The sequence below is a fragment of the Empedobacter stercoris genome, assembly GCF_020281205.1.
In the GTDB taxonomy this organism is placed as follows: domain Bacteria; phylum Bacteroidota; class Bacteroidia; order Flavobacteriales; family Weeksellaceae; genus Empedobacter; species Empedobacter stercoris.
Window position 1 is genome coordinate 1 of record NZ_JACXZC010000031.1, and the last position, 19,771, is coordinate 19,771.

Genomic DNA, 19,771 nt, shown 5'->3' on the forward strand with positions numbered 1-19,771 from the left:
ATGAAAGTTTTATTAATGTCTTATGGTTATAACTTAAAACCCGCGTTAGGGATAGTAGTGGAAATCCTTTTGTTTGATGAAGGGTTTTGTTTTTAAGTACTATGGTACTTCAAACAAAAGATTGCAGCGGATAGCCCGACCGAGCGCTAAGGGATTCATATAATTTAATAGGATGCTAATTGGCGAGGGAACGCCCAGAAAGAAATTATTTAAGTTTAATTGTTGTTGTAAAGTTTAATACAATATTGCTGAAACTAAATTATATAAAAAATCCTGATAATATAAATTACCAGGATTTGTATAGCGTGTAAGAAAAATTTTTATTCTAAAATTTTAAGCACTTTTGTTGTTCTAGCGCGAGAAGCTTCGATTAAATCGGCTTGACCTAAATCTTCACCGTAAGAAGGAATCATTGTTTTGATTGCGTCATTCCAATCGTTTTTCATTAAATCAGGGAAACATTGTTTCATTAAGTTTAGCATTGCACTTACTGAAGTAGATGCTCCTGGAGATGCGCCTAATAAGGCTGACATTGATCCGTCTTGAGAGGTTACGATTTCAGTACCAAATTTTAAAGTACCTTTTCCGTCTTGTTGCTCGATTACTTGAACACGTTGACCTGCAGTTTGCTCAAACCAATCATCTAATTTCGCTTCAGGTAAATATTCTTGTAAAGATTCAACCTTTTTAGCTTTTGATAACATCACTTGTTCGATCAAGTATTTTGTTAAGTCGATGTTATTTAAACCACAATTCATCAAGAAACCTACGTTACCTAAATTTACAGATTTAAATAAATCTAAGTTAGATCCGTATTTTAAGAATTTAGTTGAGAATGTGGCAAATGGACCAAATAACAAAGATTGTTTACCATCAATAACGCGTGTGTCTAAGTGAGGAACAGACATTGGTGGTGCACCAATTTTTGCTTTTCCGTATACTTTTGCATGATGTTGTTTGATGACTTCTTCGTTTTGACAAATCAACCATTGTCCACCAACAGGGAAACCACCAAATTTTTTCGATTCTGGAATTCCAGATTTTTGCAACAATAAAATTGCTCCTCCACCTGCACCAATAAACACAAAGTCTGCATTTACAGCTTTATTATTCCCCGCTTTTAAATCTTTTACTTTTACTGCCCATTTACCGTTGCTAAGACGAGTTAAGTCTTTTACTTCGTGTTCAGTTTCAAGCGTGATTTCGTTTTTGTTTTTTAAGCCTTGGAAAATTTGACGAGTTAACTCACCAAAATTAACATCAGTTCCTAAATTCATGTGCGTTGCCGCAACTTTTTCAGATTCATTTCTACCATTTACAATCAACGGAGCCCATTCTTTGATTTTTGCAAAATCTTCAGAATATTCCATGTCTTTGAATAAAGGGTGTTGAGATAGTTTTTCGTAACGTTTTCTCAAGAAATTCACATCATCTTCTCCCCAAACAAAAGACATGTGTGGAGTTGGACGTAAGAATTTTTCTGGAGAAGAAACATAATTATTTTCAACTAAGTAAGACCAAAATTCTTTCGAAGTTTCAAATTGTTTTGCAATGTTAATTGCTTTGTCAATGTTTACATTACCATTTTTGTCAATTGGTGTATAATTCAATTCACAAAAAGCAGAATGACCTGTACCAGCATTATTGAAAGCGTCAGAACTTTCAAATCCAATTTTATCTAATTTTTCGAAAACAGAAATCTTAATAGCCGGATTTATTTTTTTAAGAAGTATGCTTAATGTAGCACTCATTATTCCAGCACCAATCAATACTACCTCTTGAGGTTGTTTTTCCATTTTTCAAAAATATATTTACGTTGCAAAGGTATTAATAAATAGCCTTTTTCACGAAATAATATGCAGTAAAAACAATGATTTATTACATAAATTATTGTTTTGAGATGATTTGAAATGAATTTACTTTATCATATTGCTTTCAGATTCTGTATTTCCAATAGTATCAATTATGTCTTCATAAGATAAATCTGCTTCGAAAGCCTTTTTATTAACAACTGTTGTATTCGAAATTTTGTCGTGCCAACCATTTTCTCCTAAAAAAGTAAGTACGTCAAAAGGAATAAGACGACATAGATTGCGGTTAAAATAATCTTTTGTAGTAGGTTCAGAACCATCAATCATTACAACTTTAGTGCCTGTAATTAGTTTTCCTAAAGAACGACCTTTGGTTAAAAATTCAGACAGAAAAATTAATAATATATAGAAAATTGCTGTAATAATTCTGTCGAGAAGTGGATTGATATTTTCTAACTGATATAGAATGTTGCTTTCTGGATTAATTAAGACTATAATTGTTGCGATCATACCAAAAAAAAGCATTGTTACTAAAATAATTGATACATAATCAATTATAAAGTTTAGAAAGCGAATTCCCTTGTTAGCTTTGTGTTCACCAACTTTGTAATCTTGATACATACTATTTTTTTTAATGTTAATTAGTTATAAATATATAATAATGAACGAATAATTAAAGTTATTTTGAAGATATTATTTAACCTAAATTTTGTCTTCTATCCAGCGTCTAAGATTAATGTAATTGGTATTTCGTCTTAATAATTCTTGGCTGTCAGCATTTTTTAAAAATTGATCTAATTCTTTAAACGCTTTTACTTTTTCGTTTGGATACAAATCATTCAATTCAATAAAAAACAAACTAATTTTTCGCGTAATGATGTTACTGTTTTTCATTTTCTTGCAAAATTGATGTGTTTTATAGGAATAAGTATCCAAATCTTGATCATTGCCAGAATCATACAAATTCATCATGATTAAAACCAATGTATAAAAATGTAAATCTTCCTGAATACTCGCTTCACTACTGATAATTTTTTGACAATATTCGAACGAATGATCCCAATCGTTGTTTAGAAAATAATAGGCAGCGATTTTAAGGTAAAGTACCGAAATATGGTGATTATCGATTTTATGTTGATGTAATTTTATTTCTCGTAGAATATCTTTAATCAAAAAAGGACTGATATTTTCTTTTGGATTGATAAAAAAGTAATTCAATTTGCTATTGAATTTATTGATGAACCAAAGCGCTTCTACATTATCATTTTGAGGTAAAATCTCATAAGCTGATTCTAACTTATCAAACCAAAATTTAAATTCGTCTGAATTTTTTTTCAGGTACAAAATTTTTAATAGATAGCTGTTTCCTTTAATAAACCAAACGGGATGACTAAGAATACGGTCTTTTTTTTCGTAAAATAATTCCACCCATTTTTTAGAAAATTCATAAGCTGAATCTAAGTTTTGTGTTAACATCGACAACCATACATTTGCCTTGTAAAACCAAAGTTTTTCTTTGAATTTTAAGAGATTGAAATTAATATTTTGGGTTTCTGAATTGAAAAAGTTTTGAATTCTATTTATTTCTTCTTCATCTTTTGCATATCCATTTTCGAGTAGAATACTGTATAATTTAAGCGACAAATTTGATAATTTACTCGCTTGTAAATTCTGTAAACTTAACTCTTCAGATTGTTTAATTAATTGATCAGCACGTCCGTAAATACTTCGAGTAATAAATTGAGATTCTATTATTTTTTCGAGTTCTAAAATATCGTATGCGATTGCTTTTTCATCAAAATCTAAGGCTTGTGATTTGGCTTTGTCTAGCATTTTTAGACTTTGTTTATGTAATCCTTTTTGATATAAAATCGTTGCAAAATCAAACTGTTCACGTATTTGCATTCTTGAATTTTGCTGAGAAGGATTCATTCTCAAACTAATTAAAATTTGTTTATATAAATGGGCTTTCAGGTTTGATAATTGTTGTTTAGTTGTAATTTTTTTCTTTAAAATGATTGTTTCATCATATTCATTCAACTTATCTAATACATCAAATAATAACAAAAATTTTGCATCTGCATTTATCTGCAAACGATTAACGTAAAGCTTAAATTGACGTTTTTCGGAACGATTTAAAGACTTTATTAAACTAAATAGAGCATCTTTATTATAATTTGACATTGTAATTAATCTTAAGTTAAGTTATTGAAAAGCAATATTTTATTACGAGTAAAACAGCTTTAAGAATTGTAAAAGGTATTCTGTTTTAGAAACTTAAAGTTAGCACATTTTTATTTTTACATCACAATAACAATCAAAACAAATTGCTATGAGTGCTGAAAAGATTCAAATTTTTGATACAACGTTAAGAGATGGAGAGCAAGTTCCTGGTTGCAAATTAAACAAAAAACAAAAGTTAGATATTGCTGCGAGATTAGACGAGTTAGGAGTAGATGTGATTGAAGCTGGTTTTCCAATTTCAAGTCCAGGAGATTTCGATGCTGTAAATGCAATATCGAAATTGGTAAAGAATGCAACTGTATGTGGTTTGACTCGCGCAAACAAAAAAGATATAGAGTCGGCAGCAAAGGCTTTGCAATTTGCTCAAAAACCAAGAATTCATACCGGAATTGGTACTTCGGATTCTCATATCATTCATAAATTTAATTCGAATCGTGAGGTAATTATAGAACGCGCTGTAGAAGCTGTTGCTTATGCAAAAACGTTTGTAGATGATGTAGAGTTTTATGCTGAAGATGCAGGACGTACAGACAATGTTTTTTTAGCACAAGTTTGTGAAGAAGTAATTAAAGCGGGTGCTACAGTGCTTAATATTCCAGATACAACCGGTTATTGTTTACCTTTTGAGTATGGAAATAAAATAAAATATTTGAAAGATCATGTTCAAGGAATTGATCGTGTGATTATTTCTTGTCACAATCATAATGATTTAGGTTTGGCTACTGCTAATGCGGTTGCGGGAGCAATAAATGGAGCACGTCAAATTGAATGTACAATTAATGGAATAGGTGAGCGTGCAGGAAATACAGCTTTAGAAGAAATCGTTATGATTTTTAAACAACACAAAGAACTTAATTTTTATACAGATATCAATACTCAAATGTTAACGGAGTTAAGTCAATTAACATCAGAAACTATGGGTATGATGGTTCAACCTAATAAGGCGATTGTAGGTTCAAATGCTTTTGCACATAGTTCTGGAATTCATCAAGATGGTGTAATTAAGAACCGTGAAACTTATGAAATTATTAATCCTGCAGATGTTGGTGTAAACGAATCATCTATTATTTTAACAGCTCGTAGTGGACGTTCAGCCTTAGCGTATCGTTTAAAAGATATTGGTTTTGAGACTTCTAAAAATGAATTAGATGTTTTATATGAACAGTTTTTAGCCATTGCAGATACTAAAAAAGAAGTAGTTCGCGAAGATTTACTTGGATTAATGCATCAATTTAACCAAACAACACAAAGAAAATTTGCATGAGAACATTATTTGATAAAGTGTGGGATGCACACGTTGTTAGCCAGGTGGAAGATGGACCACAAGTGATTTATATTGATAAACATTTGATTCATGAAGTAACAAGCCCACAGGCTTTTTCTGAATTGGAAGCGAGAAACATTCCAGTTTTTAGACCAGATCAAATTGTAGCAACCGCAGATCACAATGTGCCAACAATCGATCAAGATCAACCAATTCGAGATCCATTATCTAAACAACAATTAGAACAATTAGCCATTAATTGCGAAAAAAATAACATTACATTTTATGGTTTAGGACACCCTTATCAAGGAATTGTTCATATCATTTCACCAGAATTAGGAATTACACAACCTGGAATGAGCATGGTTTGTGGTGATAGTCATACTTCTACGCATGGTGCATTTGGAGCAATTGCATTCGGAATTGGAACCAGTCAAGTCGCACAGGTTTTTGCAAGTCAATGTTTGTTGATGAATAAACCAAAATCGATGCGAATTAAAGTCAATGGAAAATTAAATCCGAATGTTCAACCAAAAGATGTGATTTTATATATCATTTCTAAAGTTGGAACAAATGCTGGAACAGGATATTTCTGTGAATATGCGGGAGATGTTTTTGAAAAGATGTCTATGGAAGGACGAATGACAGTATGTAATATGTCGATTGAAATGGGAGCTCGTGGAGGAATGATTGCACCTGATCAAACAACTTTTGATTATTTAAAAAACAAACCATTTGCACTGAAAGGAGAGGAATGGGAACAAAAAGTGGCGTATTGGAAAACCTTAGCAAGCGATGCAGATGCTGTTTTTGATGAAGAAATAGAATTTGATGCAGCTGATATTTTTCCAATGATTACGTTTGGAACGAATCCGGGAATGGGAATTTCGGTGAAAGATATGATTCCTTCGAAAGATTCATTAAACGAAAATGAAAAAGAATCGTTTGAAAAAGCATTGAAATATATGGGCTTCCAAGATAATCAATCGATCATCAATCATCCAATTGATTACGTATTTATCGGGAGTTGTACCAATGCGAGAATCGAAGATTTGCGTCAAGTTGCAGATTATGTAAAAGGAAAACAGCGCAATAAAAATGTAACAGCGTGGATTGTTCCAGGATCAAAACAAGTAGAAAAGCAAGCAATAGAAGAAGGTTTGGATAAAATTTTTGAAGCCTCTGGTTTCAAATTGAGAGAACCAGGTTGTTCGGCTTGTTTGGCGATGAACGATGATAAAGTTCCGGAAGGAAAATACTGTGTATCGACTTCGAATAGAAATTTTGAAGGTCGTCAAGGTCCTAATTCAAGAACATTATTAGCAAGTCCTTTGGTGGCAGCAGCAGCAGCAATTCACGGGAAAATTGTTGATATCAATTAAAATTAACACAAGATGGATTCAATCAATCAACTAAAATCATCGGCAGTACCGATTAAAATAGAAAATATAGATACCGATCAAATTATTCCAGCTCGTTTCTTGAAAGCGATTAGCAGAGAAGGTTTTGGAGATAATTTATTCAGAGATTGGAGATTTAATCAAGAGAATGAAAGAATTAATGATTTTCCATTAAATGATACAAAGTTTGAAGGGAAAATTTTAGTTGCTGGTAAAAATTTTGGTTGTGGAAGTAGTCGCGAACACGCAGCTTGGGCAATCAAGGATTATGGATTTGATGTTGTGATTAGTAGTTATTTCGCAGATATCTTTAAAGGAAATGCATTAAACAATGGGATTTTACCAATTGTTGTTTCGGATGAAGTTTTAAATCAAATCTTTGAAATCATCGACCAAAACCCTTCAACAGAATTTGAAATTGATTTAGAAAAACAAACCTTAAAAATTCAAGATCAAACCATCAACTTTGATGTTGATTCATATAAAAAAATCTGTTTATTAAATGGATATGATGACATTGATTTTTTAATCAGTCAAAAAGATAAAATAGAAACTTACGAACAAAACCATAAATCTTTGCAACATGAAAACGCATAAAATAGCAGTACTTTCTGGAGATGGAATAGGACCAGAAGTGGTTTCGGAAACAATAAAAGTTCTGAATGTAGTTGAACAACTTTTTAAATATAATTTCGAATTTGAGGAAGCTTTAATTGGAGCTATAGCAATTGACGAAACAGGAAATCCTTTGCCTGACGAAACATTACAATTATGTAAAAATGCTGATGCAGTGTTGTTCGGTTCTATTGGAGATCCAAAATATGATAATAATCCGAACGCTAAAGTTCGTCCCGAACAAGGTTTGTTAAAGCTGAGAAAGGAACTTGGTTTATTTGCAAATATCCGACCGATCAAAGCTTACGAATCTTTGTTGGGGAAAAGCCCATTGAAACGATCATACATAGAAGGTACGGACATGGTTATTTTTCGTGAGTTGATTAATGGGATATATTTTGGTGAAAAATATACGGCTCAAGATGGTTCGCATGCGTATGATACCTGTTCGTATAACAGAAAAGACATCGAGCAAATTACGCATTTGGCTTTTCAGGAAGCCATGAAACGACGCAAGAAAGTTACATTAGTTGATAAAGCAAATGTGTTGGATACTTCTCGTTTATGGCGAAAAGTTGCGATGGATATTAGCCATGATTATCCTCAAGTTGAATTAGATTTTTTGTTTGTTGATAATGCTGCAATGCAACTAATCATCAATCCAAAACAATTTGATGTGATTTTGACTGAGAATATGTTTGGTGATATTATTTCAGACGAAGGAAGTGTGATTGGTGGAAGTATAGGTTTATTGCCTTCGGCTTCTATTGGGACAGAAAATGCATTGTTCGAGCCAATTCATGGATCATATCCACAAGCAAAAGGAAAAGGAATTGCAAATCCGATGGCTTCTATTTTGAGTGCAGCAATGATGTTGCGTTATTTAGGATTAGAAGAAGGTGCAAAAGCAATAGAAAATGCAGTTGAAAATGCAATTAATAATTTGATTGTAACTACAGATTTAGATGAAACGAGTGATTATTCCACTTCTGTTGTGTCAAATTATATTGTAAAGATATTATTGAGCGATCATGATCATCATTCATATTTCAATTTTGAAAATGTATTGATGGGAAAATCGACGATTATATAGTTTTTATTATTTATGACATAATGAAAAAGCCATTCAGAGTTCTGAATGGCTTTTTCTATGCGTTTATTTTTACATTACACTTCTCTTTCAGTATAAGTTAATTATGTATATAAGAGAAACAGATAAGTTTTTTATGTAGTTATAAGCAGAGTTAAAGAGTTTAATCGACATAACTTTACTGTGTTTTAGGTTGCTAATAATAATAAGGTTAGGTAGATTGAATTAAAACTTGTGCAGCTTTTGTTCAACTCCTGCTTAGGTTTTAATAAGAAGTAGTGCAGTTTTTATTATAAATGTTATGATGGAATCAAATAAAGGTCTTGTTAAGGTTCTAAATTCTTAACAAGGTTACTTATTTTTTATAAGCAATATCAAAAAAAACCCTGTCAAAGTATTACTATGACAAGGTTTTGATATTGTTATGAGTTGATAATTACATCATTCCTGGCATTCCACCACCCATTGGTGGCATAGCAGGCTCATCTTTTTTAATTTCTGTCACAACAGCTTCAGTAGTAATTAACATACCAGCAATAGAAGCAGCGTTTTCTAATGCAACACGAGCAACTTTAGTTGGATCAATCACTCCAGCTTCGATCATGTTTACATATTCATCTGTTTTTGCATTGTATCCGAAATCACCTGTTCCTTCTTTTACTTTTGCAACAACTACAGAACCTTCACCACCAGCATTGTGAACAATTTGGCGTAATGGTTCTTCGATAGCGCGCGTTACAATTTTAACACCTGTAGCTTCGTCAGCATTAGTTGTTTCGATTGATAAGTTAGCTAAAGCTCTAACAAAAGCAACACCACCACCAGCAACGATACCTTCTTCTACAGCAGCACGAGTTGCATGTAAAGCATCGTCTACACGGTCTTTGATTTCTTTCATTTCAACTTCAGAAGCAGCACCAACGTATAATACAGCAACACCTCCAGCTAATTTAGCTAAGCGTTCTTGTAATTTTTCGCGGTCATAATCAGAAGTTGTTGTTTCGATTTGAGCTTTGATTTGGTTTACACGAGTTTTAATTTGTTCTGCATCACCAGCACCGTTAACAACTGTTGTGTTGTCTTTGTCGATAACTACTCTTTCAGCAGTTCCTAACATTTCTAAAGTAGCCGTTTCTAACGTGATTCCTTGCTCTTCAGAAATAACTGTACCACCTGTTAAGATAGCGATATCTTGTAACATTGCTTTACGACGATCACCAAAACCTGGCGCTTTAACAGCAGCAATTTTTAATGAACCTCTTAAACGGTTTACAACTAAAGTAGCTAAAGCTTGACCTTCAACTTCTTCAGAGATGATTAAGAATGGACGTCCTGATTGTGCAACTGGCTCTAATAAAGGTAAGATTTCTTGTAAGTTAGAGATTTTTTTCTCACATAATAAGATGTAAGGATTTTCTAACTCCGCAATCATTTTATCTGCGTTCGTTACGAAATATGGCGATTGGTATCCACGGTCGAATTGCATACCTTCTACAACGTCAACATACGTTTCAGTTCCTTTTGCTTCTTCAACAGTGATAACACCTTCTTTTCCTACTTTAGAGAAAGCTTCTGCGATTAATGATCCGATTGTATCATCGTTATTTGCAGAGATAGAAGCAACTTGTTTGATTTTTTCTGAAGAATCACCAACTTCTTGTGATTGTTCTCTTAAGTTTGCAACGATTCCAGTAACAGCTTTGTCGATACCACGTTTCAAGTCCATTGGATTTGCACCAGCAGCAACGTTTTTCAAACCTTCGCGAACGATAGCTTGCGCTAAAACTGTAGCAGTAGTTGTACCGTCACCAGCAACGTCGTTAGTTTTAGAAGCTACTTCTTTTACCATTTGAGCACCTAAGTTTTCGATTGGATCTTCCAATTCGATTTCTTTCGCAACAGAAACTCCATCTTTAGTTACGTGTGGAGCTCCGAAAGATTTTTCTAATACTACGTTACGACCTTTTGGTCCTAAAGTTACTTTAACTGCATTTGCTAATGCATCAACACCTCTTTTTAAAGCGTCTCTTGATTCAATATCGAATTTAATATCTTTTGCCATTTTTTATAAGTTTTGTTGTCTTAAGTCTTAAGTCTTAAGTCGAATATGATTAAAAATTAAAAAAATAAGTTACTTTGTACTTAATACATTTTACTAATTACAACTAAATTTAGATGATAGCCAAAATATCAGCTTCACGCATGATTAAATAGTCTTTTCCTTCTAATTTTAATTCAGTTCCTGAATATTTTCCGTAAAGAACTTTGTCTCCAATTGCAACAGTTATTGGTTCATCTTTTTTACCATTACCAACTGCTACAACGATTCCTTCTTGAGGTTTCTCTTTTGCTGAATCTGGGATAATAATTCCTGATGCTGTTTTAGTTTCTGCAGGAGCAGGCTCAATAACCACTCGATCTGCTAATGGTTTAATGTTTAATTGTGACATATTTGTATTTTTATTTTAATAATTGATGGTTTTAAATAAACGAAAAACGTGCCAACACATAATTTCTGCCATTATGGATAAGTTAATTTCATTCCTTAAAACAAAAATGCCAAGTTGTATGACAACTTGGCATTTTAAGCAATTTTATATGCGATTATTTTTTAATAATAATTTTCTTTGAGAATTGTTCACTTCCAGTTTCGATAGAAACAATGTAGACTCCGTTTGGTAGATTAGTTAAATCTAATTGCTGAACTTTAACTGATTTTAAGTTATTTGCATAAACTATTTTTCCAGTTAAATCTGCAACGGTAACTTTCCCTGATATAATTGATTTTGCAAAGTTAACATTAACAATACCATTTGAAGGATTTGGAGAAATTGTCGCTAAATCTTTTGAATTGATCTCAGAAGTTGCCAATTTATCAGAAATTTCAAAATCTGAAGCATTCACCGCTAAGAAAACATTATCAATTGCTTTAATCATAATGCGTGCTTCTTTTGTTAACTGGATATCCGAAGGAACTGTAAATTCGTATGTACCATTATTTGGTGTTGTTTCTGCTAAGACATAATCAAAGTTTTTACCACCATCTACAGATAATAAAATTTTCACATTTTGTGTGTCAATTTCATTTGCATCAGTTCCTGCTACATCCCAAGTAATAGTTGCTGGTAAATTATGTGTCCAATGATCTGTTTCAGATTGAGAAGTCACCTTAAATGGTCCAACATTTTTCACGTTTAAAGTAATATTTTCACGTGCTGTTTGTCCGCCCTTAGGATTATTATCTCTAACTAAAATAGAGAATCTTAACGAACGAGATACACTTGGAATTACTTCCCAAGTCATTGGTGTTGGATTTGTTTCGAAAGTTAACTTTCCTTCAACGATGGATTTTAAATTAGGGAAGTATCTATAACTTTCTGTTGTAGGATTAAGGGATCTAAAAGTAGGTCCTGCTGTATTAGTTGATACTGGCGGTTGTGTTGCGATTTGAGTATCTATTTGTTCCCAGTTATACGTGATGGCATCTCCGTCTTGATCTGTAGCTTTAGCGTCTAATACAAATGCAGTAGAATGTGGTATACCGTACGATAGCTTATCGATTTGAATTACAGGTTCATTATTTCCTGAATCTGTGTTTACCGAACAACTTCCTGCTGCTGAAGTAATAAAAGTGTAGATGTTATTTACACTAACTGTTGAGAAATATGGATCACTATTGTTTTGTATATTAGGAGGACAAATACCTGCATAAGCCATAATTGTGCTTCCACTTCCAGGTTCTACAGCTGTTGCTCCAGAACGATTTCCACCACACGAATTATTGAAAGTATGAGGAGCACCAAATTGATGTCCCATTTCATGTGCTACATAGTCAATATAAAAAGGATCGTTGATAGGAGAATTTAAACCAGTAACTCCACCAGCTTTATAAGAACCGCAAGGGCTTTTTAGATAGGCTACTCCGCCACCTCCAGTTGAAAAGACATGACCTACATCGTAATTCTCTACACCAATTTCTCTATCGATAACAGTTTGGTTTTGCCCCAACATAGTTGATCCGTTATTGTTTGTGTATTCATCAGTAGTAATAAAAACAATTTTATCATTGTTTTCTACCAATTCCATTGTTACACCAAATTCTCTTTCATAAACACCATTTACTCTGGTCATTGCTACATTCATAGCAGACATTACAGCAGCTCTTTTTTCTTCTTCTGTTCCTCCTGCTAATCCAGCTCTATTAAAATGATATCTCGAGTATTCTATTGTCGTAGCAAGCGCTAAGCGGTATTTTCTTAATTTACCATCGGTTGCAATTTTATTTACTGGTAGATCATTTGTTATTTGATTGATCAAATTCTGTTGATATACATTATCTGTATGACAGACGAAGTTTGTGTTATCATCAACATTTTTTCTGCTGTAAGAAATATAAGTAGATAAATCTTCTGTGTATGCATCGATATAAGAAATTTCATTTCCTTTGTTTATCATTGCACTTAAACCATGATAAGGCGAATAACTAAATCGGATAGTAGATTTTCCGTCAACAGATTTTCCAACATACGATTTAATCATGTTATATTTTTCTTGTAGCTTAGGAGCCATGATTGATGATTCTTCTACAAGATATTTCGTTAGTTCACCCGATTCATTCGGAATGTAAACTAAATTTGGTTGATTACTTCCCTTATTTGCTACAGAATTTAAATCGTTTACTAAACTGCTAACATCTAATTTAAATAATTTAAATTCTTTTGGAACAGTAGATCTTTCTACTAAATTGGTTGGTTGATAATTCTTATTCTTCAATTCTTGCCAGTGATTAACTTGTGCAAAAAGAGAAGTTCCTCCCATAAGTAGAGATAAGATAATAAATTTTGATTTCATAAATTTTTAATATTCAAGTGTTAAATAATTAATTTCTTTTGGAATTTCTATAAATAATAAGTTGACAGATTTGTCAGCTTCATCTTTAATTTTCTCTAATTTTAAAATGTTTTTTTTAGAAACATTTTTTAACTCTAAGATTTCATAACGTTCAATATCTGCTTTACAAATAACGGCTACATTTTTGGTTGTAAAGTCTATAATTTCTAAAGGCGAATTTCTTTCTCCAGGAACAATTAATGATTTTTGAAACGTGTCAAAATCTTTCATGTTTGTGAAAACGTTAATTTCATTTTTACAGCCATTTCTGTCAAAAGCAATTCTAAAAACATTTAATTCATCTTTAGAAATTGTTTTTAAAACCTTTTGTTGTCCGCAACCAATAAGAAAAATAGATATTAATATTATAAGAAAGTAATAGTGCTTCATATTGAATGTTTAAAACTAAATTAAGAATAATAATTTAATTTGAAGTAAAAAAAAGCGAATCAGTTATCTGATTCGCTTTTTGATCTATGTTTTTTCTAAAAAAATTACTTCACTGGTTGAGCTGGTAATTGATTTTGACTTGCTCCGTCTTGTGTTGGTTGCGTTGGTAAATTATTAGCTGGTGCCGTTACATTTGGTTTAATAGGTTTTATTGCATTTGGATTCTCGTGTGTAATTCCTGCTCCAATTATTAAAACAATAACAGCGATAAATAATCCCCAAGTTGTATTGTCTAAGAATTTATTTGTTCTTTGAACTCCAAACATTTGGCTTCCTCCTCCGCCACCAAAAGTAGAAGATAATCCACCTCCTTTAGGGTTTTGAGATAATACAATTAATACTAATAATATACATAAAATCATGATCATAATCATGAAAAACTGAAATAGTCCCATTTTATTATTTAGAGTTTTTTAAATTTTCAATTTCTTTAATTCGATTTGCAAATAAACTATTTTTTTCTGGATATTTCAAAATTAATATCTTATAAGCTTTAATTGCCTTATCATATTTTTTTTGCTCAATGTAAATTTGAGCCAAGGTTTCGGTCATCAAATCCGAATATTCTTCTGTGTTTTGAACAAAATTTGATGGGGTATTAGCTGGCGTAATATCTGTTTTTTTCATCGGAACGATTTTTGGATTTTTTTCCAAAAAGTCGTCAATCAACTTATATTTTATTTCTCGTTCAGCAATTTCTTGTTCTTCTTCAATCTCTTTTTGAGTTTTTGATTGAGAAGGAACTTTTTTTAACCAATCGGTAAAAGAAAACGTTGATTCTGAGTTATTATTTTCTCCAATTTCAACTTTCTGATCATTTACTTCTGGTTTCGATTCTTCGATAACTTCAATTGTTTTAACTAAAATTTCTACCTCATTTTTGACAGAATTATTTTCAATTAGTTCTATTTCAGAAGTTTGTTGTACAGCATTTGCAATATCATTTATTGAAGTTTTATCTTCTTTAGAAGTCGAAATTTCTACCACTTCGTTTGTGATTTCAGCGACTTCGTTTAGTTCATCTTCCGAAATAATATCAACCACATGATCTGTTCTCAATTCAGATTCTTCGGTATCATTTTCGATCATTTCATCAACAATATCTTCATTGACATCGTCGGAATTATCTTTAGAAATGATTTCAGTATTATTGACAAATTGCTCTCTGTTTTCTTCTATATTCTCATCAGTTACTTCGGTTGTATCGTTGTTTTGTTCAACAATTTTAGCTGTAGATTCATCTGAACTAACTTCAGAATTGATTTTATTTTCAACTAATTCTTCTACTTTTTCGTCTTCAATAATCAAAGGGATTGTTTCTGTTTCTTTTTTTATTGGTTCAGAATTGATGTAATGATATAAATCGACACGATTACTACTTTGAATTGATGTTTTGTTTAAATAATCTTCAAAAGATGGATGATTTTCTTTTTTTAAACCATAAAGTAACAAAGCACGTAAAGTATAAAAATAAGGATATTTTTCCACTTCTTTTTTTAGAAGAGGAATGTCCGATTTCTCAACTTCGTACGGATGTGCTACTAAATATTCAATTCTAGTCATTGCTCAAATATAAGGTTATTTTTTTACCAATCCATCGCAATCGACGCAAAAACTTGGTCGCGAATATCATCAATAATTAAAGGAACAATTGACGATTCTACTGCACTTAGCATTGCGTTTCCGTCATATAATTGGAAAGCAGAAAATGTTCTGTCGTAGCTTTTTGATTCTTCTTTATTGTTGATGTATCGTACTTTTACATAAATCGTCAAACGGTTTTTCGCTGCAATATCATTCGATTGAATTGCTTCTGGAACAACGTCATATCCCGTAATTTCACCTTCGATAATTAAATCAGAATTTTCGTTCGAATTTAATTTTAATTTCGTTCTACTTCTGAAAATATCTTGAATAGCAATTGTTAAATCTTGACTTAACGTGGGATTTTGTTGCGGTGCATAATTCGGAAAAGTAGCGACGTAAATTGTGTTCCAATCTGGTTGAATTGCAGCTCCTGAAAGCGAATATTTTATACAACCTGTTAAACTAAAAATAGCAAAAATGCTAAGAATAACTTGTTTTAATTTGTTCATATTACAAATGATATTGTTTGATTTTACGGTACAATGTACGCTCAGAAATTCCTAATTCGTCAGCAGCCATTTTGCGTTTGCCTTTGTGTTTTTCTAATGCCAATTTGATCATTTCTTTTTCATTATCTTGTAAAGAAAGCGATTCTGGCTCCTCAATTGGACTTACATCATACACGTCGTTCGAATAATCGTATTGTGGTTGTTGATATGCAGGTGCTTTTGAAGGTGAATTTGTTGGAACTAAATTATAGTGATTTGGAACAAAATCTTCTTCCGTATCGCTTTGATCTTGGTAAACACGTTGAATCAATTCTTGTGTGTTGCCATTAAAATCATCGACATCTTTGTGTTTAATCAAATCTAAAGTTAATGCACGCAAATCGTTCAAATCTTTTTTCATATCCAATAAAACCTTGAACAATAATTCACGTTCCATAAAATCAGAAGAACTTCCGTCTTTTGATTTATTTGTAACCGTTAACATATTTGAATTATTAGGTAATAATTCGATGATTTTCTCTAACGAAATCACACGTTCTTTTTCTATGACCGAAACCTGTTCAGCAAAATTTCGTAATTGACGAACATTTCCTGGCCAAGGATAATTTGCAATATAATTTTGAGCTTCTGGCGATAGCTCGATGTGTGGCATTCTATATTTATTCGCAAAATCTGAAGCGAATTTTCGAAACAATAAATTAATATCTTCTTTGCGTTCGCGTAAAGCAGGAATATCAATTTGAACAGTATTTAATCGATAATATAAATCTTCTCGAAATTTTCCTTTTTCAACTGCTTCTTTTAGTTTTACATTGGTTGCTGCAACAACACGAACATTGGTTTTCTGCAATTCAGAAGAACCAACTTTCATAAATTCACCAGACTCTAAAATACGTAACAAACGTACTTGCGTTGCTAAAGGTAATTCACCAACTTCATCTAAGAAAATTGTTCCACCATCAGCAACTTCAAAGTACCCTTTTCTCGTTTGAGTAGCTCCAGTAAACGCTCCTTTTTCATGCCCAAATAATTCAGAATCGATTGTTCCTTCTGGAATTGCACCACAGTTTACAGCAATATAATTGTTGTGTTTTCGAGCAGATTGATTGTGAATAATTTTTGGAATAAACTCTTTACCAACACCACTTTCTCCGATTACAAGAACAGAAATGTCGGTAGGTGCAACCTGAACGGCTTTTTCTAAAGCGCGATTCAAGGCTACATTATTTCCAATGATTCCAAAACGTTGTTTGATTGTTTGTAAAGAATCCATGTTTTATTTTTTTAGGTTTTTGAAAAATGATCTATCAAATTTCAATTATTGTCTTATTAAAACCGTCATTTTGGGTAAAAATCTATTCTCGATACAATTTTTAATCATTTCATTAATAAAAATCACTCGAATTGACGAATTTTATTGTTGTATATAATTGATAGATTGATTTTTAAAAAGAATTAATTATCCTTCAATCATTTCACCAATTAAGGTTGCGGTTGTACAGCTATTTGCTTTTACGTTGACAAAATCTCCAACTTTAGTTCCTTCGACTTTAGGGAATACTAAAACTGCATTTTGGGTATTGCGTCCGTACCAGAAATTTTCGTCACGTTTAGAATTTCCTTCAATTAATACTTCATGTACTTTTCCTACATAAGCATTCATACGTTCAGCAGAATGTTTTTGTTGCATTTCGATGATTTCTTGTAATCGACGTTTTTTATCTTCTGGTAGAACATCATCTGGCATTTTTTTGTGTGCAGGTGTTCCTGGACGTTCAGAATAAGCGAACATATAACCGAAATCATATTTCACATATTCCATTAATGATAAAGTATCTTGATGTTCTTCCTCTGTTTCTCCACAGAAACCTGCAATCATATCATGAGATAAAGCACAATCTGGAACGATGCGTCGAATTTTATCAATTAATTCGAAATACTCTTCACGCGTGTGTTGACGATTCATACGTTCTAAAACAGTTGTAGAACCTGATTGAACAGGTAAGTGAATGTATTTACAAATATTCTTATGTTTCGCCATCATTTCTAATACACCTTCTTCCATATCTTGTGGATTAGAAGTAGAAAAACGTAAACGAATGTTAGGAAATTGCGTTGCAACCATGTCTAATAATTGTGCAAAATCTACTGCTGTTGCTTTCTGAATGTCTGTTGCATTTTTGAAATCTTTTTTTGGTCCTCCACCATACCATAAATATGAATCGACGTTTTGACCTAAAAGTGTGATTTCTTTGTATCCATTTTCTGCTAATTCTTTACACTCATTTAAGATAGAATGTGGATCACGAGATCGTTCACGACCACGAGTAAAAGGAACAACACAGAATGTACACATGTTATCGCAACCACGAGTAATCGTAACGAAAGCAGTTACGCCGTTTCCTCCTAAACGAACAGGAGAAATTTCTGCATACGTTTCTTCTTTTGATAATTGTACATTTACTGCATCACGACCATCTTCTACATCATTCAGTAAATTTGGTAAATCACGGTATGCATCTGGTCCAACAACGATATCAACTAAATGTTCTTCTTCAAGAAATTTATGTTTTAATCGTTCCGCCATACAACCTAAAACACCAATTTTAAGACTTGGATTTTGTTTTTTGATGGCGTTCAAAGTTGCCAAACGTTTACGAACAGTTTGTTCTGCTTTCTCTCGAATAGAACATGTATTTAATAAGATTAAATCTGCTTCGTCAACTTTTTGTGTTGTTTGGTAACCTTCGTTATTTAGAATAGAGGCAACGATTTCACTATCTGAGAAATTCATTTGACATCCGTAACTTTCTAAGAATAATTTCTTTGTAGCATTACGTGTAGGAGCAGTCATCAAAGCTTCTCCTTGTCTTGCTTCATCTATATGTTTTTCTTCTGTATGCATTCTAAAATGGATATTTTATCGTGCAAAAATAATAAAACTATGTGACATATTGGCAGTAAATTTTTCTTTTGCATTTTATTAACATTTTGTAGATTTGAGAAAACGAAATACTTAAAAAAACAAATATGGATAAGAGAGTACAAGATCGAATAGAAGAAAAGCTTCAGAATGGTTTTCAGCTAAAAGCTGGTCAAGTTGTTGAAAAAGCGGGAGATATTTTTAAAGGAATTGCAGGTTATGCGATTTTAGCGGTGTTAATTTATTTTATCACTTTGTGGATTTTAAATATGTTGGTAGGACTTGTTTTTCCTATTTCTATGGATGAAGAGGAGATTCAAGCAATTGCAAGTAGTGGTGATCCGGAAGCTGTAATGGAAATGTACCAAGAAATTTTTTCGAGCACTTCTGCAATGGTGTCTATTTTCTTGACGAATATTTTATCAGCTGTTTTGTATCCAGTATTATATAGTATTTATACAATGGCTTATAAATATGATTATAAAAAGAATCCAGAATTGAGTGATATTTTTATTCATTACAAAGATGGAAAGTTCTTGAATCTTTTTCTTGTTACATTAGTCGTTCAAATTGTAGGTAGTATTGGGTTAACGTTATGTTTAGTTCCAGGTTTTATTGTTTATACGATGTGGATGTTAGCAGTTCCATTAATTATTTTTGCATCAGCTGATGTAAAAGAAGCCTTAAATTATAGTATGAAGTTAGCTTTCAAAAACTTTGGAAGTTTCTTTGTTGTCTTATTATTAGGAATAGCAATTATAATTCTTGGTTTTATTTTATGTTGTGTAGGACTTATTCCAGCAATTCCATTTGTGTACGTGATGATGTATATACTGTATAGGGAAGTGGTTGGTTTTGACGATCAACAATCAGAAATAGAACAAATCGGAACAGATATTTATAAGGACAATCCTTATATGAAATAGATAAAATTATGGAGCAGTTGAAAATCATTTTTGGCTGCTTCATTTTTTTGTTATTAATTTTG

General features: G+C 32.2%; 17 protein-coding genes. 5 read left to right on the forward strand and 12 right to left on the reverse strand.

Annotated elements, in window-relative coordinates; translation table 11 throughout:
* Positions 1 to 320: 320 nt before the first annotated feature.
* The 3 genes from mqo to IF125_RS12330 all read right to left on the reverse strand — a co-directional run bounded on the left by mqo (position 321) and on the right by IF125_RS12330 (position 3,995).
* Positions 321 to 1,796, reverse strand: a complete 1,476-nt coding sequence (gene mqo, locus IF125_RS12320) for a malate dehydrogenase (quinone) (protein WP_225542702.1) — start codon at positions 1,794 to 1,796, stop codon at positions 321 to 323.
* A 120-nt stretch (positions 1,797 to 1,916) separates the two neighbouring features.
* Positions 1,917 to 2,432, reverse strand: coding sequence for an RDD family protein (locus tag IF125_RS12325; RefSeq protein WP_225542703.1), 516 nt, complete (start codon positions 2,430 to 2,432; stop codon positions 1,917 to 1,919).
* An 81-nt stretch (positions 2,433 to 2,513) separates the two neighbouring features.
* On the reverse strand, positions 2,514 to 3,995 hold the full coding sequence (locus tag IF125_RS12330; RefSeq protein WP_225542704.1) for a hypothetical protein: 1,482 nt from the start codon (positions 3,993 to 3,995) through the stop codon (positions 2,514 to 2,516).
* A gap of 148 nt (positions 3,996 to 4,143) precedes the next feature.
* Here IF125_RS12330 and IF125_RS12335 point away from each other — a divergent pair, with 148 nt between their 5' ends.
* From IF125_RS12335 to leuB, 4 genes are read left to right on the forward strand one after another with little or no spacing between them, the layout of a single operon-like run.
* Positions 4,144 to 5,319: a 2-isopropylmalate synthase gene (locus tag IF125_RS12335; protein WP_188319644.1), complete on the forward strand. Its 1,176-nt coding sequence runs from the start codon at positions 4,144 to 4,146 to the stop codon at positions 5,317 to 5,319.
* Positions 5,316 to 6,701 carry a 3-isopropylmalate dehydratase large subunit gene (leuC, locus tag IF125_RS12340; RefSeq protein ID WP_225542705.1) on the forward strand — a complete coding sequence of 462 codons (1,386 nt, stop codon included), beginning with the start codon at positions 5,316 to 5,318 and terminating at the stop codon, positions 6,699 to 6,701. The genes IF125_RS12335 and leuC overlap by 4 nt, the downstream gene beginning before the upstream one ends.
* Before the next feature lie 12 nt (positions 6,702 to 6,713).
* The gene (gene leuD, locus IF125_RS12345; protein ID WP_188319646.1) at positions 6,714 to 7,316 is read left to right on the forward strand and encodes a 3-isopropylmalate dehydratase small subunit; all 603 of its coding nucleotides are present in this window, start codon (positions 6,714 to 6,716) and stop codon (positions 7,314 to 7,316) included.
* A complete protein-coding gene (leuB, locus tag IF125_RS12350) occupies positions 7,303 to 8,427 on the forward strand; it encodes a 3-isopropylmalate dehydrogenase (protein WP_225542706.1) in 1,125 nt (374 codons plus the stop codon). The genes leuD and leuB overlap by 14 nt, the downstream gene beginning before the upstream one ends.
* 433 nt (positions 8,428 to 8,860) lie before the next feature.
* On the opposite strand, the gene groL is transcribed toward leuB, so the two are convergent.
* From groL to miaB, 9 genes are all read right to left on the reverse strand, one after another.
* On the reverse strand, positions 8,861 to 10,486 hold the full coding sequence (groL, locus tag IF125_RS12355; protein WP_225542707.1) for a chaperonin GroEL: 1,626 nt from the start codon (positions 10,484 to 10,486) through the stop codon (positions 8,861 to 8,863).
* A 109-nt stretch (positions 10,487 to 10,595) separates the two neighbouring features.
* Positions 10,596 to 10,874 (reverse strand): co-chaperone GroES, encoded by a 279-nt coding sequence (locus IF125_RS12360; protein ID WP_125349629.1) that lies wholly within the window; start codon positions 10,872 to 10,874, stop codon positions 10,596 to 10,598.
* Positions 10,875 to 11,028: 154 nt separating this feature from the next.
* Positions 11,029 to 13,275: a zinc-dependent metalloprotease gene (locus tag IF125_RS12365; RefSeq protein WP_225542708.1), complete on the reverse strand. Its 2,247-nt coding sequence runs from the start codon at positions 13,273 to 13,275 to the stop codon at positions 11,029 to 11,031.
* Positions 13,276 to 13,281: 6 nt separating this feature from the next.
* The gene (locus tag IF125_RS12370; RefSeq protein ID WP_225542709.1) at positions 13,282 to 13,704 is read right to left on the reverse strand and encodes a hypothetical protein; all 423 of its coding nucleotides are present in this window, start codon (positions 13,702 to 13,704) and stop codon (positions 13,282 to 13,284) included.
* A gap of 104 nt (positions 13,705 to 13,808) precedes the next feature.
* Entirely contained in the window at positions 13,809 to 14,159 is a 351-nt protein-coding gene (gene secG, locus IF125_RS12375; RefSeq protein ID WP_171623173.1) for a preprotein translocase subunit SecG, read from the reverse strand.
* A gap of 4 nt (positions 14,160 to 14,163) precedes the next feature.
* Positions 14,164 to 15,327, reverse strand: a complete 1,164-nt coding sequence (locus IF125_RS12380) for a tetratricopeptide repeat protein (RefSeq protein ID WP_225542710.1) — start codon at positions 15,325 to 15,327, stop codon at positions 14,164 to 14,166.
* Between the two features lie 23 nt (positions 15,328 to 15,350).
* Positions 15,351 to 15,860: an LptE family protein gene (locus tag IF125_RS12385; protein ID WP_225542711.1), complete on the reverse strand. Its 510-nt coding sequence runs from the start codon at positions 15,858 to 15,860 to the stop codon at positions 15,351 to 15,353.
* A gap of 1 nt (position 15,861) precedes the next feature.
* Entirely contained in the window at positions 15,862 to 17,133 is a 1,272-nt protein-coding gene (locus IF125_RS12390) for a sigma-54 interaction domain-containing protein (protein WP_225542712.1), read from the reverse strand.
* A gap of 186 nt (positions 17,134 to 17,319) precedes the next feature.
* Positions 17,320 to 18,765: a tRNA (N6-isopentenyl adenosine(37)-C2)-methylthiotransferase MiaB gene (gene miaB / locus IF125_RS12395; RefSeq protein ID WP_171623177.1), complete on the reverse strand. Its 1,446-nt coding sequence runs from the start codon at positions 18,763 to 18,765 to the stop codon at positions 17,320 to 17,322.
* A 125-nt stretch (positions 18,766 to 18,890) separates the two neighbouring features.
* Here miaB and IF125_RS12400 point away from each other — a divergent pair, with 125 nt between their 5' ends.
* Positions 18,891 to 19,709: a hypothetical protein gene (locus tag IF125_RS12400; protein ID WP_171623178.1), complete on the forward strand. Its 819-nt coding sequence runs from the start codon at positions 18,891 to 18,893 to the stop codon at positions 19,707 to 19,709.
* Positions 19,710 to 19,771 lie beyond the last annotated feature (62 nt).